15 protein-coding genes are annotated in these 15,059 nt (G+C 67.7%); all 15 read right to left on the reverse strand.

The annotated features are described in order from the left end of the window. Positions 1-28 precede the first annotated feature (28 nt). A complete protein-coding gene (gene traV / locus KAK03_RS18275; protein ID WP_210856009.1) occupies positions 29-751 on the reverse strand; it encodes a type IV conjugative transfer system lipoprotein TraV in 723 nt (240 codons plus the stop codon). Then, the gene (locus KAK03_RS18280; protein WP_210856011.1) at positions 748-1,575 is read right to left on the reverse strand and encodes a DsbC family protein; all 828 of its coding nucleotides are present in this window, start codon (positions 1,573-1,575) and stop codon (positions 748-750) included. Before KAK03_RS18280 ends, traV begins: the two co-directional genes overlap by 4 nt. 79 nt (positions 1,576-1,654) lie before the next feature. Then, on the reverse strand, positions 1,655-3,109 hold the full coding sequence (locus tag KAK03_RS18285; RefSeq protein ID WP_210856013.1) for a TraB/TrbI/VirB10 family type IV secretion system protein: 1,455 nt from the start codon (positions 3,107-3,109) through the stop codon (positions 1,655-1,657). Next, positions 3,109-3,924 carry a type-F conjugative transfer system secretin TraK gene (locus KAK03_RS18290; RefSeq protein WP_310738659.1) on the reverse strand — a complete coding sequence of 272 codons (816 nt, stop codon included), beginning with the start codon at positions 3,922-3,924 and terminating at the stop codon, positions 3,109-3,111. Before KAK03_RS18290 ends, KAK03_RS18285 begins: the two co-directional genes overlap by 1 nt. A 106-nt stretch (positions 3,925-4,030) precedes the next feature. Then, entirely contained in the window at positions 4,031-4,597 is a 567-nt protein-coding gene (gene traE / locus KAK03_RS18295; RefSeq protein ID WP_173806301.1) for a type IV conjugative transfer system protein TraE, read from the reverse strand. A gap of 91 nt (positions 4,598-4,688) precedes the next feature. Continuing rightward, on the reverse strand, positions 4,689-4,988 hold the full coding sequence (gene traL, locus KAK03_RS18300) for a type IV conjugative transfer system protein TraL (protein WP_128001254.1): 300 nt from the start codon (positions 4,986-4,988) through the stop codon (positions 4,689-4,691). A gap of 31 nt (positions 4,989-5,019) precedes the next feature. Next, complete coding sequence (locus KAK03_RS18305; RefSeq protein ID WP_247661255.1) at positions 5,020-5,436, reverse strand: hypothetical protein; 417 nt, start codon at positions 5,434-5,436, stop codon at positions 5,020-5,022. A 151-nt stretch (positions 5,437-5,587) separates the two neighbouring features. Beyond that, entirely contained in the window at positions 5,588-6,187 is a 600-nt protein-coding gene (locus KAK03_RS18310) for an OmpA family protein (RefSeq protein ID WP_210856016.1), read from the reverse strand. Between the two features lie 167 nt (positions 6,188-6,354). Next, positions 6,355-6,948: a lytic transglycosylase domain-containing protein gene (locus tag KAK03_RS18315; RefSeq protein ID WP_247661256.1), complete on the reverse strand. Its 594-nt coding sequence runs from the start codon at positions 6,946-6,948 to the stop codon at positions 6,355-6,357. Between the two features lie 211 nt (positions 6,949-7,159). After that, positions 7,160-7,675: a hypothetical protein gene (locus tag KAK03_RS18320; RefSeq protein WP_176066351.1), complete on the reverse strand. Its 516-nt coding sequence runs from the start codon at positions 7,673-7,675 to the stop codon at positions 7,160-7,162. Positions 7,676-7,858: 183 nt separating this feature from the next. Next, on the reverse strand, positions 7,859-8,935 hold the full coding sequence (locus KAK03_RS18325) for a beta family protein (RefSeq protein WP_176066349.1): 1,077 nt from the start codon (positions 8,933-8,935) through the stop codon (positions 7,859-7,861). Continuing rightward, the gene (locus KAK03_RS18330) at positions 8,932-10,140 is read right to left on the reverse strand and encodes an ImmA/IrrE family metallo-endopeptidase (protein ID WP_176066347.1); all 1,209 of its coding nucleotides are present in this window, start codon (positions 10,138-10,140) and stop codon (positions 8,932-8,934) included. The genes KAK03_RS18325 and KAK03_RS18330 overlap by 4 nt, the downstream gene beginning before the upstream one ends. Positions 10,141-10,593: 453 nt before the next feature. Further along, positions 10,594-11,217, reverse strand: a complete 624-nt coding sequence (locus KAK03_RS18335; RefSeq protein WP_176066343.1) for an IncC plasmid conjugative DNA transfer DtrJ family protein — start codon at positions 11,215-11,217, stop codon at positions 10,594-10,596. After that, positions 11,214-13,163, reverse strand: a complete 1,950-nt coding sequence (gene traD, locus KAK03_RS18340; protein ID WP_210856018.1) for a conjugative transfer system coupling protein TraD — start codon at positions 13,161-13,163, stop codon at positions 11,214-11,216. Before traD ends, KAK03_RS18335 begins: the two co-directional genes overlap by 4 nt. A gap of 1 nt (position 13,164) precedes the next feature. Further along, on the reverse strand, positions 13,165-14,892 hold the full coding sequence (gene mobH, locus KAK03_RS18345; protein ID WP_210856020.1) for a MobH family relaxase: 1,728 nt from the start codon (positions 14,890-14,892) through the stop codon (positions 13,165-13,167). Positions 14,893-15,059 lie beyond the last annotated feature (167 nt).

Below are 15,059 nucleotides of genomic sequence, written 5' to 3' on the forward strand. Positions count from 1 at the left end.
CGCAGGGATGGCCGGATGCGGTGTCAGGTCAGTCGTTTGGTTCGTTGCCACGCGGATCGGCGGGCATCTGCGGCCGGCCCGCCGGAGGTGTCAGGGCGGGTAGGGACAGCGAACCACTCGGTTGATCTGTCCGACCGGACTGGTTCGATGTCCTGGGGTCGCGCGATTCGGTGGCGCCGCCGGCAGAACGTGCGGTTGCGGGCGGCGGAGGCCGCAGCGGCGCGTAGGCATCGCGGATCTGCCGCTGCGCGTGCTCGACGAGCCACTGGCCATCGTCGACGCGGACGTAGACGTAGCCCTGGTCGTGGAGGTCGCGATCGGCGTCTTCCCAGGGCTTGAACCACAGCCGCAGGATGCGGGCCGAGGACCGGAGCGGCATGGCCGTGGGCGCGGGCGGCGCCGATGACGAGACGGCGATGCGGGAGGCTGCCGCGCCTGCAGCGCCCGCTGCGGCTGCGGCTGCGATGCCCTCCGTCGCGCGCGGAGCTTGCGGCGTGCCTGGGCTGGCACCGGCCGTTCGCCGCTGACTCGGCAGGTTGTTCTGCACGGCATTGGCGTAGGTGCCGGAGACGGAGTCGCAGGTCACGCCGTCCGGGGCCTTGCAGGCATAGCTGGAGCTGCCGCTGAGACCGCTCATGCTCATGCAGCCGCCCAGCATCCAGGCCAGCAGGACCGACGCCGCGGCCAGTCCGGTGGCTGGGGCAGCACGCGATGTCGGAGCCGCGGGGAACTCGACGGCGGACTGCTTCATGGCTTGCCCCCCGCCACCTGCGACACCTGCTGGAGGCGAGCGAGCAGCACGGTCCGGTCGACGTAGCCGTCGGTTCGAGTGCCATCCGCCCAGACCAGGGTGGGCGTGCCCTGGACGGCGAGGCGTTGCGCCAGCGCGAGGTTGCGGTCGAGCGGGTTGTCGCACTCCGGAGCCCGCGAAGCTGCCGGGTCGCCCGCTGGCCTGAGCAGCGAGGTGTCGCCCTGCAGCATGAACTGGTGCCAGGCCTTCTCGCGGTCCGCTGCGCACCAGATCGAGACCGGGCGCGCGCGGCCCTGGAAGGGCACGAGGAAGGTGTAGATCGTCACGTCGTCCAGGCCGGCGAGCTCGGGCTCGAGCCGGCGGCAGAACGAGCAACCCGGGTCGCTGAAGACGGCGATGCGACGGTGCTCGTTGCCGCCGCTGCCGCGCACGGTCTTGATCGCGTCCGCCAGCGGCAGCTGGTCGAAGGCGATGGGCGGCTCAGGTGCCGGCATCCTGTCGGCCTGCGCCGAGGGAACGCCCGCGCCGGGCGCCTGCCCGGCCTGCGCTGCGCTGGCGGCCGCGCGTGCCAGTCTGGGGCCGGTGAGGTCCTGCATCGTCTGGGTGTCGAAGACCCGGCCGAAGATGAAGTAGCGCGGATTCCGCGGCGACACGTAGGCCACGTTGCTGTTCATCCAGACCTCGTACAGGCCGGCCACGGGCGAGCGCTGCACCTGCGTGAACTGGGTGCCGGGGTGCGCCTTGCGCAGCGCAGCCAGCAGCCGCGCCTCATCGGCGGCGGCGGCGCCGGCGTGGCCTGCGGCAAGGGCCGCCAGACCGGCCATGAACCAGGCCGCGGGCCGGAGATGCCAGCCGGGAGCACGGGGGGCGGGGGAGGTAAAGGCGAACCCTGGCGAGGGCTTGTCAGTCGTTGGCATCGTCGGGGACCTCCGGGTTGCTCGGTCGGACTGCAAGGGGCGCGGCGGCAGCGGCGCTCATCGGCACGTCGATGCGGACGCCCTTGGTGATGACGACATCGATCTCGCGGCCGGCGTCGACCTCGATCACAGGGAAGGTGTTCTCGGCCAGCTTGATGTAGTACTGGGCGAGCCGGTCGAGGGCGCGGCCGACGCCAGTGCCGAGCCCGGCCCGGTAGGCTTCGGCACCCGAGGCGCTGGTGATCGTGCCGAGCGGCGACGTGCTGACGTTGGTGGACGAGGTGGCCAGGCCCTGGCCGATGCCGCTGACCACGCCGGCCAGCAGGGCGTTGGCCAGCATCTGGCCCTGCTTGGTGACCAGTCGCCCGCGCATGCCGACCTTGCCGTCCTCGCCGTAGACGCTGCCCTGGATCTTCACTTCCAGGGTCGCGCCGTCGGCGCGGACACACGAGAGGTTCTCGGTGCGGAGGTAGGCCCGCTCGGAGCTGATGTCGCCGTAGCCAGCCGCGATGACGAAGCACTCGCGGTACTCGCCACGGAAGCGGTTGGGCAGCACCGCGTTGTCCGACAGGCGGATCAGCACCGGGTGGGGGTTGGATTGCGCCTGCCCGCCGGTGGGTGCGTCCAGTCCGCCAAGCAGCGTGCCGCGCGTGAAGCTCACGGGCAGCCAGGTCGACACCGTCCGAGGCTCGGCCGCCGGTGTGCCGGTACGCTCCGAAGCGCTGCCGCTCGTGCCGGCGACGCCTTGCATGCTGCGATCGACCAGCGTGACGCGGCTGATCGCAGGTGCCACCGGTGCCGCCGGTACGGGGTCGGCCGTCGGCAGCCCCGGCATGCCCGCCGGCAGCTGTCGGCCGGCCGTGCCCGGGCCGTAGGTCGAAGGGAGCGGCAGGCTGGCCGCCGGCGGCAGCCCGGTCGGCGTCGTGCCGGCCGAGACCGACGGCACGGCGGGTGGGAGTGGTGCAGGCACGGGCGGAACCGGGGCTGCAGCGGGCGCCGGAGCGGCGGCGCCCTGGGCCGCCTGCGTCGCCGAGGTCAGGCGCTGTTCCAGTTCCGCGAATCGCTGCATCGTGCGGGCCTCGAAGGCCTGGCGGTCGCGGTTGAGCCGGGTCTGCTCCTCGCGCTCGCTCTCGTATTGAGCAAGCTTGCTGCCTGCGGTGCCGACCCACTGGTCCACCGGGTTGACCTGCTGGCCGGGCGGCATGACGCCGATGTTGGTCACCGGCCCCGGCGCGCCGGCGGCGGGCTTGCGCCCACCGGATGACGAGCCGGTGTCCGTGGACGCGAAGATCAGCCACAGCAGGCCCACGCCGGCGGCCACGATCACGCCCAGCAGCGCGAACTGGCGCTGGCGCGGCGTCATCCGCTCGGCCAGTTGCGCGCCGAGGCGGGTGGCCGACTGGCGAAGGGCGGCTGCGGAGGGGGGCAGGGGCGACACCATCACTGGCCTCCGCGGCGGATGACGAAGACGTTGGTGGTCTCGCCCGGACGCAGGTTGTGGTGCTCGACAGCCACGGCGAGCACCTGTCCACCCGTGGGGCTGTCGGGTCGGTCGAACTCCTGCTCCGCCAGCACCATCACGGCCTGGCTCACGTTCTGCAGCAGGTACTTCTCACCCACCAGACCCCGGCCCTCGAAGCGGCGCATCAGCGAGAACCTGGCTTCCGCCCACAGCTGGATCGGCTGGTTGAGCTCGTCCACACGGATGTCGGGCGGTACGCGGTCGGACGCCATCGCCAGGAGCAGCGTCTTCATCCCCCGGATGTGGTTGGGGGCGGTGCCCAGCTGTGTCTGCGAGCCCGCGGTGCCGGTCGGGGACTGCATCGCCTGCAGGGCCCGTTGGCCGGGGTCGCGGATGACGATGGTGTCGGCCGGGGTGTCTGCCTTGCGCAGCACCAGCGTGTAGGTGGCGTGCGCCGACGAGATGAACAGGTTGACCGGCTTGGGCGAGTCGCCGACCGGGCGGATGTAGATCTCGCCCTTGTCGCGGTCGCACTCCAGGACGATCTCGCCCGCTGGATTCACGGCTGGCAACGCAGCAGCGGGTGGCGCCCCGTTGCTACCGCTGGAAGACGGCGCGGCGGGGCTGCAGTTGCTGGAGTGGATCTTGCCGAACACGTCCGTGATCGGCGCGCCGTCGATGCGGATGCGCGTGGGCTCCTTGATCGACAGCACGGCCTCGACGGCCACGCCGTCGCGGGCGTCCAGCACCTGCAGCGCGTTGGCCGGCGCTGCGGCTGCGAGCAGGCTTGTCACGGCCGCCCATGCGGCGACCGAGCGGAACCAGCGGGGAGTCAGGCAACCGCACGCCGTGAACACCACCGCTGCCGGGGCAGCGTGGCGACGGCGCTGCGGCCGGGAGTCACGGCGCGGCATGGGTCACCTCCTTGAAGGTCTTCAGGTGCATCCGGCCGCCGCTGTACGCGAAGCCCACCTCGTAGGCCTTGGCGTCGTTGGCCGTTTCCAGGCCGTTGACCAGCGTGCGCAGCCGGCCGCGGACGACGACGGTCTGTGTGTCCTCGCTGGGCACCAGCTGCTGCGGCATGAAGAAGGTGCTGGCATTGATGCGCTTCAGCCGCGCCGCCTCCAGCTCCTGGCGGGTCTTGAGCTCGCCGTGCTGGTCGGGCTCGACATAGCCGAGCAGGATGTCCTTCTTCCAGTCGATGGAGGCCGGCGTCACGTCCAGCACGAGCCAGGCGATGAAGGCGCCCATCTGCTCGAGGTACTCGCCGCTGGCCTTGTCGCGCGAGACCCAGAAGGACTTGTTAATGGACGGCGGCACGACGACGGTGCGCACCGTGCCCAGCAGGTTGAGGATCACCACCAGGGCCAGCACATGTGCGCCTGCCAGCAGGCCCACGGTGAGCGCCAGACCGCGGTTGCGGCGGCGCATCTCCTTGATGTCCCCGTTCAGGCGTTCGAAGTCCATGTCAGTCCCGCCCGGCCGTCCGAAGGGACTGAGCAGCCCCTCGGGGGCCGCGAACGAAGTGGGCTTGGGGCTTCATCTCTTGGCCTTGGGGTCAACCGACCATGCGCCGGATGTGCGACGGCGGCGTGGCGCGCATCGCCGTCAGCGGGCTGGTGGGCAGGTGCCAGTACAGCCAGTGCACCGCGAAGGCCGGGTGCTTGTCGGCCTTGATGCGGGCGATGGCGCGCGAGGTGAGGAAGCCGGCAGCCAGGCACAGCGCGAAGGAGAATTTCGAGCCGGACATATAGCCCATGAACAGCCCGAAGAGCAGGGGCGCGGCGACGTCGACGTCCCAGAACCCGATCTTCCACTGGTCGTCCAGGCGGCGCGGGATGTAGGTGTCGGCGTGCATGCGGGCCTCCTGCTCGTCGGCTGCGCTTGCGTCAGATCACCGCACCCATGATCGCGCCCGCGATCACGAGGCCGACCGCGGCGAAGATGGCCAGCCCGACATAGAACAGCACCGGGCCGAAGTTGCGCAGCGCGGCCAGCGAGATGAGAGCGACCACGAAGCCGACGAAACCGACCAGGGCCTTGATGCCGGGCCCCAGGCTCGCGATCTGCGTCAGCGCCGAGGTGAGCGGGCCGGTGATGCCGGTGAAGGCGACCAGGTCGAGGGCGTAGCCGGGAAAGGCGACGCACAGTCCGAGCGCCATCAGCACGAGGAGCGAGGCCGGCGACAGCAGGCGCTTCGAGCGGCGGTTGCCGGCGAAGTGGGCCGTAGCGGGGTCGTCGGCGCCGTCGGTTGTCAGGGAGCCCGTGGCACGGGCGGGATGCACAGTGGCGAGAGCGGTGTTCATGGGAGTCCTCCGAGGGTTCAGGGCTGGGAGACGAAGGTGGATGGCGGTGGCGGTCGGGTCGGGTGCGGGTGGTCAGCGGGTCGGTGGCAGAGTTCAGGCCAGTGCAGATAGGGCCGGGTGTGCGGATGAGGGTCAGGCGACTGCAGGCGCACTACAGGTCGGAGGAAACACGCCAGAAGGCGATCTCGACCCGCCGGTTGCGCGCACGGCCTTCCGGGGTGTCGTTCTCCGTGGCGTAGCAGCAGACGCCGCGTCCATCGACCTTCACCTCCGCGCCAGCCAGGTGCGGGTGACGCGCCCGCAGGTACTGCGCGACCGCAGCAGCGCGCTGGCGGGCCAACAGGTCGTTGGCAGCCGCAGATCCGACGTTGTCGGTGCGGCCCCGGATGTCGATGCGCCCGATACCGTCGCCCTTTGCCGCGGCGTCGATCGAGGCGCGGGCGGCGGCCGTGAGCACCGCGCTCCCGAACGAAAAGCTCACGACGATCTCAGACACCAGCGGTTCGCCCGCGTCCTTGGGCCCGATCGCGGTTCGATGCGCAGGGGGCAGCGGTGCCTGCTGACCGGCGATCACCAAGGTCTCACCGGGGCTCAGCGACTGTGCAATGACCGCATCCGAGCCCGGGGTGGAATCGGCTCGCGCTTCACCCGCTGCTGCACGCGGCGGATCGACGGCCAGCGTCTTCGGCGTGACGACGGGGCAGGCGGGCGGTGCGCACGCGGCGAACCGAGCCTGGCGGCCGTGGTCCAACTGGGCGATCGACAGTCCAGCTGCGGCGCGCGCCGAAGTGGAGGGCGGTCGAGCGGCCTCTGGCCGCGAAGGGGGGGCGCCAGTTCGGGGGGCGCTGCACGACGACGCGGCGCCAACGGCCGTCACCGCGAGCACAGGCACGGCCAAGAGCCGAAGCGCACGTCGCGTCATGGCGCCACCCTCGCAGCCAGGAGGATGGGCGCCGGTTGCGCCGCCTGCACAGACCGCTGCGAAGTCGCCGCAACGGGACGTGCAGCCGCGCCGCTGGCGGAAGGCAGCCGGCGGTAGACCTTCCAGGCGTAGCTGGCACGCGCCGCCGTGCAGGCCTCGCCCTTGAGCTGGCTGCAGGCGGCGTTGTAGGCGCCGACGGCGTTCCACGAGGCACCGTGCCGCGCGAAAGCGTCGGCCAGCAGCCACGCGCCGACGTGGATGTTCGTGCACGGGTCGTAGAGCTGCGCCTCGCTGATGCCATGCCGCGCCAGCGTCGGAAGGTGCGAGCTGTTGATCTGCATGAGCCCGATGTCGTAGGAGCCCGTGCGCTGCAGATGCGATCGGTTGACGGCACGTGGGTCGAGGTTGGACTCCACACGGGCCACCGCGACCAGCAGGTGGGGCGACAGCCCGTAGCGCTGCGCCGCCTGATCCCAGCAGGCCTGGGCCTGCAACGGCGTCCAGCCGGTGGCGAGCGCTGCCAGCAGCCAGGGTCCTGGCATCGGCCGGATCGGCGACCGTCGCGCGGGGAACAACAGCGGCACCTGCATGGATCGACCCGTGACGTCTTGGTGGACAGGGCGACGCCGTTCCAGTCGGCCAGGCCTGGTCGACTGCTGGGCGTCGAGCGACGGGTGAGGACCGGCGAAGCGGTCAGGGTAGGAAGCGGGTGTGGAGCGGGTATTGAACGGGTTTACGGGGAGGTGACCTGCGGCGCGTCTGGGACGAAACCCCAGCACCACCGCGTCGTCACCTCTCGCCTCATCCGGTGCGGGACGGGCGCCCGCGCGCGGCTCGGTCGGCCATGTTCAGCCGGGCCTGGCGCAGCACCAGCGTGTCGGCGCCCTCGTGCTGGCAGCACAGGGCCACGCAGGCCGTGGTCAGCTGGTCGAGCTGGAACTTGGGGTTGGGGTGGCGGTTGGCCGGCGAGCGCTGCACGGCCAGCAGCAGCTCGTACTGCGGGCGCCACATCGACTCGCGACGCCTGGGCGTCAGCGGCGGGCGCAGCACCAACTGCGTGCCCAGGAAATCGAAGATCCGCGCTGGCGCGTCATCGTGCAGGAAGACCAGCGACACGCAGGCGCTGATGAGGTCCGGGAAGCGGAAGGTCGGAGAGACGTTGCCCTCGCTGCGCAGCACCGTGAACAGCCAGTCGTGCTCCTCGAGCCAGAGCCGGGTCTCGATGGTCTCCGGGTGTTCGCCGTCGTGGGCGCCGGAGCCGGTCTGGCCAGCCTGGGGGGCGGCGTCGCAGCGGGCAGCGGGCAATGCAGAGTACATGGCGCGGTCCTCGTTCGGTGGCTTCAGGATCTGAAGGCCGTGCTCTGTCGAGCGCGTGACCGAAAGGGTAGGAGCCGGCTGCCGCCGCGGCGCCGCGGAATGGCGCGTTTGCGAGGGGGGTTTCGACGCCGAGCTGAGTGCGACCTATGTGCCGACGTGTAGCCAACTCCCGTCGTGGCTTACCTAGCCGACCACTGCCAGCTGTGGCTCGATGACCTTGCTCAGATGGTTGACGGTATGCGTGATGTGGGTGTTTTGGTCGATCGTCACCCAGGTCTCCAAGGCACCGTAAGTCTTGCGACCGGCCGCGGCCGTAGTGATGTACTCCCCACCCCAGCAGTCGGCACCGCGAAACTCTGACTTACCTTGGAGAACCTGAGACAGGCGGTGGTGCTGAGACGTGTTGTCGGCCCAGCGAGAACCCTTCACGATGAGCCACTCGCGATCAGTCGAGTACCGAATTTTCGCGGATGGTTTGATGACGCGAGGGTCCAGATCGATGTAGTCAGGGTGGACGACGCCATAGTCAGAGTAGTCGACGCTAGGCGCGACCTTGGCAATCGCCTGCCAGACCAAGTAGTCGGTCCGGGGGACGCGGTTGAAGCTGTCCTTCTTGTAGTTCCCCATGTTGGGGACCATGGCCGAGGCGGCGAAAACCACTCGAGCGGCGCCGACCTTCGAGAGTTCGAGGTAGGCCTTCAGGAATTGCGCTCGAACAACATCCGGGCTTTGACCAGCAACAGATCGGAAGTCGCAGAAGATGTGGATCGGGATTGCCGCGGCGCTCAGCTCGCCTACAAGCTGCTTCACTCTCGCAGCAAGTACGCTCGTGAGCTGGATATCTTCTGCTTCGAGTCGAATCGCAAGGGCTTCTGCGCCGTTGGCGACCACGGCACGTATGGACAGCTTGTACTGGACATCGCGTTCGAGGCCGATCACCGGAATGGCACGAACCTGCTCGGCAGCAAGTCGGTTGTGCACGATCGTCACGGGATGCTTTCCCTCAAGCCCACGGGCCAGCGGATTGATGTCAAAGAGGTCCACGTAGCAGATCCCCTGCTGCTTCCAGCCTGACGCAACCGTGAGTGCCTGCTTGATCAGGTGAGCCTCAACCTCGCTGCCGTTCTGGGTTCCTGGCTTCAGAGCCAGGATGTCGAAGAACGGGATGATCCTCGCCTTGACAGGTGCCGCAAGATGTTGGAGCGACTTTGCCTCACCTCGTTTGCTCTTGAGGATCGGCGAATAGATCACGCGCTTCATTCTTCATCTCCCTGGGTGGATACCTGGAAAAGCTTGCCGATGCCGCTGACTCCGGACAGTTCCTTCAGGATCCTGTAGTTGGAGGTTTCGCGCTGAATGCGGCCGGCAACAATGGCTGGATGAATCATCAACGTATCAGCTAACTGAATGACAGCTTCGTGCTTCCGAGTTCGGTAGGCATCACTGCTCTTCCAGATCTGTCGCGGAATGAAGGCTTCTGCAGCATAGATGTTGGCCTCCAGTTCTTTCTCCTCGTCGTTGGACATTTCGTCCTGATCGACAAAGGTGGCGTGTTGCCTACCTAGATGGCGTTGGACATGAATGAGTTCATGCATAAGCGTGAACCAAAAGTAATCTACGCGATCGTACCGAAGCGTGAGGCCAATCACGGGCGCACCATCGTCCAGTATCGCGGCACCGTCAAGTCTCGTTTTGGGCAAGTGCGGTTCAACAACCAGCGTAACGCCTTTCATCGCGAGAAACTCGCGAGCCAACAATGGCCCATCGGGCGAGCGGCTGAGCTTGGCGATTTGCCGCAAGAATTCATCGGTGATAGAGCCTTGAACATACCGTACGTCAACCTTGCGTAGGTCCCGAGCGCGTACCAGCACCCTTGCCACCCAGGCATAAATCGCGTAGCGGCTCTCTTCGTTCTGAACGCCGGTCAGCGTCTTGCGTAAGAGAACCGGTGCGTGATGCGCTGAGGTTCGAGCAAAGAACGAACGGATCAAATCTTCCCCAGTCTTGCCCTGTGCAAGATCGGAGTCCAGCCAGCCACGCTTCTTCATCTCGCGGACGGGAAACTTGCTCCAATCCAAATCTTCAGGATCAACATCCCGATCGCGAGGATGGGCGATCAGCAACTCGGCAGGAATCTTCAGATGTTCATGGATGGCACGAATCATCTCAATAGTCAGACCGCGCTTTCTCGCGAGGATCTCTGATGCTCGACTCCGACTTCCTACTATCGTTGCAAAGTCCTTTTGCTTCAAGCCAAGCTCGGCCAACCTGTACAGAATTGCATCAATCGGGTCGGGTGTTTCGAGCTTGAAGCGTTCCTCCTCATACTTCTCAAGAAGCACGGAAATAATGGCGAGGCGTTCGGCTTCTTCGCTGTCGGGCGAAGGGTCCGAGATCGCAAGCTCCTTGGCCTGCTCAAGTAGAGCGGCATACTGCAAGTCGTCTCTAATGACGCGGAGCTTCATGCTATTTTTCTTGGGCGGAGATTGGGACGGACTTACGACCCTGCGATGCGGCAAGTACGATCAAGAGTCCGGAGTTGAAGGCGATCTGGGCAGTCAATACTGAATCGACCCCTACTAGGTAAAACGAGGCCAGAGTCGGCGTCACGAAAGTCGTGGCAGGAAAACACTCGATGACATCGGCCTTTGACTGCCAAGTCGATCGGTTGGTGATTGCGAGCCACATCGAAACAGCTGTCCGGGCCGCCGGGTACTGCTGCGTGTGCGTGAGGAGGAGCTCTCGGCCCAACAGGATCATGCGAGCAAGTCTAGCACAGTTCCCAAAATGGGAACAATGTTCCCGTGCTGGGATGGATGCCGCTCCACTGCTGGCGGGCCCTCGCCGCATGCTCGGGCGTGACCTGCGAAGGCCGGTCCTGCGCATTTCTGGTGCCCGGCAGCCAACGGAGCGCCGCTCTACGCTCGCCTGTGAAAGCTTGAGAGCGCAGCGGCGCCAAGGAGAGCGATTGCCACGATCACCGTTGGCAGCGTCAATGGAGGCACCGTAGTCGGCAAGACGAAGGTGACGGCGGCGGTGCAGGCCAGAACGATCGCTGCGGAGACCGCAAGGGCAAAGACCTCGGGATCGTGGTGCAGAAACTCCTTCGACTTGATCACTCGGCTGATGGCACCGTCCGCCGTTGCTGCAACAAGGAACGCCGCCATCCAAGGCAGCCACTCCAGCATCGCCGACAGCCTGAAGGCGGCCAGCAGCACGAGCGCGTCGATCGCGCGGAAGTAGCTGTTTCCGAACAGCCGCCGGTTGACGGAAGCCATCTCCCGCGCCACGGCACCGTCCACGCCGCTGGCCGCCGATGCGCTGGCGATTGGGGGCACAGGCGTGGCCTCCCGTGCCGCACCCTGAAGGCCCAGTGCTCGGTCGAGGATCCGTAGCGCCGGCGCCTCGCCCCAAAGCTCTTCCATAGCCTGGTGCTCGCTTCGAATCTGCGCCAGGAACCGCTCTGGCGGATGCGCCGATGGCAGGTAGAGCACCAGCACCAGCAGGCTCAGCAGGGCGGCGATGCTGACGATACGGATCACGACGGCTGCCCCGTCATCGCACCTGGAGTCCGGATCGCCTTCGGTGGCGCCGAACCTGTTGCTTTGGGCTCATCCGCATCCGGGTCAAGGATCGGAAACCGACCCTTGATGATCCGCCCGCCCGACACCGAGGCGAAGTACTGCAGGTTCGGCAGCTTTCCCAGCACGTCGGCCGGCACCATCTCCTCGAAGCTCTCGGTGAGCTGCGTCGAGTAGCTCGACGAGAAGTCGCCCAGGTGTGCGTCGGCGCCGCTGCTCAGGCCCACGCGCACCGAGTGGATCGCGGTCTTGCCGAAGGTCTCGACCACGAAGTCCTGCGTCGGCCGGTCCTTGGATCGCAGCGCGATCAGGTTGTTCAGGTTGCCCAGCGCCATGCGCGCCGCGTCTTCACTGCCCAGCCGCTTGGCCAGGTCGGCCAGCGTCTGCATCGCGCAGGTGGTGAAGATGCCACCCTCGGCACCCTTGTTCAGGATCTCGATCAGCGGCTGGTTGATGACGTTCGACACCTCGTCCACGAACAGCGAGATGCGCCGGTAGCCGCCCAGGTTGTAGCGCATGCCCGCACGGGCGGCCAGGTCGGCCAGGGCCAGTGCGCCGATGGCGGTAGCCACCGACGGGTCGGGCAGGGAATCGAGGCACATGTACAACACATGGCCCGCGCGCTCTATCTTCTCGAAGTTCATGATCGGCCTCGCATCACCGGCGTCGAAGGGGTCGGGCGACAGGCTGCGGCCCAGGTCGCCCGAGGTCAGCATCGAGAGCACCGGCAGCAGGTTGGCGGTGATCTTCTGGTAGTGCTCGCGGTTGTGGCGGAAGGTGCGCACCTGGGCGTCGAGCACCTTGTTGCGCTGCGACTGCGGGACGTGGTGCTCGTAGAAGGCGACCAGGGCCAGCAGGTCCGCACTGGCCGCCTCCGACGGGCGCTTCATGTTGCCGCGGTGCGCGTCGTGCAGCAGCTTCTTCATTTCCGGCTGGTCGCGCCAGCTGGCGCCGAGCAGCCGCTCGTAGAAGCGGCGCAGCGTCGCTTCTAGCACGGGCTCGATACCGCCCTCGATGTACTTGGTGAGCTTGACCAGATTCGGCCGCTCCTCCAGTTCGACCAAGCCCTGCACGACCACATTCACGGCGTCCCAGCCGAAGGCGGAGAAGGCGCCGGCCGTGTCCGGCGGCATGATCGACTGGATCCGCGACGCGATCTCGGTGGGCTTCTGCCAGTTGAAGGTGAAGTCCAGGCGCACGCCGGCTTCAGGGAAGGCGGGGTGGAACTCGAGGAAGGTGTCGGGGTCGCGCCAGTCCTCGCAGGCGCGCTGGGTGACACGCTTCAGGCGGCGGCTGTTCTTGGGGTCGATGACGATGACCACGTCGCCGCGACGCACGGCCTGCGTCACCAGGTTGGCCAGCGCCACGCCCTTGCCGGACTGGGTGGTGCCCACCAGCAAGGTGCCGCCTTCGAAGTTCTGCAGCGGCCGGTGCAGGGCCACCTCGCGTGGCTCGACGCCATGGATGTAGGGCAGGCCGATCTCTGCATCGGGTTGCGGGCGTGCGTCGTAGCCCAGCACCTGAAGCAGGCGGGGCGACACGGTGAACTCGCGGTAGTCGACCTTGGCCAGTTCGTAGAGACGCTGCGAGTGGACGGGCCTCCACTCGAAGCCAAAGCCCAGGAACACCGCGTCAGGCTTCTCCGTCCAGCGGGCGACGGCCCGTGTGCTCAGCACCTGGATGCCGCGGCCGGAGAGCGAGGCGCGCAGCACCAGGGTGTGAACGCCCTGCGCCAGCCGCAGGACGCCCATCGCCAGGCAGAAAGCGGCGAGCGGGAGTGCGAGCTGTCGCGGGAGGAGGCCCAGTCCGCCGGTGACTGCGAAGAACAGCAGGGCGGATGCCCAGACGGCGGCGGCGTACACCTCGTAGGCGCGCCGCCAGGGCATCTCGTAGCGGCGCATCAGCATGTCAGGGCTCCTCGTGCGCGGCCGGCTCGAAGGCGGCAGGGTCGAAACCATCGATGCAGGCTGGGGCAACGACCAGCCCGATGGTCGGCTCGCCGCGGAAGTCGGCCGTGACGGTGGCCGGGCCATCCCGTCCGGCATGTACCAGCAGGCCGACATCGGCCAGCGCCCGACCCGCCAGCGCGGGCTGCACGCCACGCCGTTCCAGTTCAGCCAGCGGCACGAACAGGCCGGCCGCGACAGGTGCGGCGGCCGCAGCGCTGCCGGGCCCATTGAGGGTGCTGACGATGGCCGCGAGGGCATCGCGCACGGCCGGGTTCAGGCGCATGGGCGCGTTCAGCTTTAAGGTGGGCGCCGCGGCCTGCGACGGGGAGGGCGGAGGGGAGGGCGGAGGGGGCGGCGACTGGACTGCGAGGTCGGCGACGACAGCGGAGGGCGGTGCCGGGGTCTGCGAGGCTGGCGGCGGGGACGTGCGAGCTGCCGGTGAAGTGGCCACATCGGTGGCGTCGAGCAATGAGAACTGGGTGCCGGGCGGCGGTACGGGGGCTGGCGCCGGTGCAGTCGCTGGCGTCTTCTGTGTGGTCCGCATGGCGCCAGGTGGGCAGACCAACGAGATGGTCAATGGCTCGGCCGGCGGCGTGACACCGTTCAGCAGGATCGCCGGCGATGCCAGCTTCACAGCCTCCGCGGCGGTCTTCAACTCAGGCGGCAGGACGAACCAAGTCGAGGCACCGTCCGGCTGCTGCACGAAGACCCCGGCCTCCAGAAGCAGATCGAGCATCGTCTCAGGCGCCTTCGGGATGCCGGCCAGCTGATCGGCTTCGAGGAGTGCCTGGACATCGTGGGCCGCCTGCGGCCACAGCAGGAACAGCCCATCGGACCCCAGCCAGGCGCGCGACTTCTCCCGATTCGGGAACCAGCTGGGACTGCCGGATGCCAGGCGACGCATGGCGTCGACCAGGTACCGCTCAAGGTGCGAGCCGAACTGAGGCACACCGTAGCGATCGGCGTTGGCCTGCAGGTTCCGGTCGACCACCAGCGCGAGCGATCGACGCACCAGAGCGTCGAGGACGTTGTGGTCACGGTATACCGGCTGCCCGCTGATGCTGGACAGGAGGTGCGGGACGATGATGCTGTTGTCCTGCGCCAGGTACTGGAGCGTGGCTCCCGGGATGACCAGGGGCAGTGCGAACACGCCCAGGCCGCGCGACTCGGTGGCGTTCGGCCGCCAGCGAACGAAGTAGCGAGTAGCACTGCGCGATGCCAGCCAGTCGCCCAGGGGGACGAGGAACTGCGGCCACTCGCCACCCGCCTCGTCGGTCACGATCAGGTGGCTGAGCACCCGGTGCAGTTCGCAGCACAGGCCACCGATGAAGGTGGCCAGGCGCCAGCGCGGTTCAAGCTGGCGGCGCGCCGAGATCGTCGATCGTCCGGAGAAGATGTGCGCGTCGGTGCCTTGCAGGCTGTAGAACGCGACCTCCAGCCCGAGGTTCAGCAGGCCAGCAGGTGAGCTGAAGTAGTTGTCGGCGGTGGCCGGCAGCAGGTGGACGTAGCCGGCATAGCGCTGAAGCAGCGGCTGCACCTCGGCGTCGAAGGTGTCGCGGGACAGGCCGAAGCACAGGCGGATGCGGCTGACGAGGCCGTCGGCCGATGCCAGCACGTCAGGGACGGGCAGGGCGGCGAAGCCCGGGTCGGACGCTGGAAAGGCTCCGTGGGAAGCTGACGAAAGCATGGCGATTGCAGGCGTGCACCCGCGGCCATGTTGATGGACACGGTTGAACGCCGTCACCTGAAAGGATCACTCTCGGGCACGGCTTTCGACACCAGGCGTCGGCGGCAGGCCTGATCCGACATCGCTGGCGGTCGACATCGGGCGTGCGTCGTCCGCGTTCATACACC

Origin of the sequence: Ideonella alba, assembly GCF_018069845.1 — a bacterium.
GTDB classification, from domain to species: Bacteria; Pseudomonadota; Gammaproteobacteria; order Burkholderiales; family Burkholderiaceae_C; genus Ideonella; species Ideonella alba.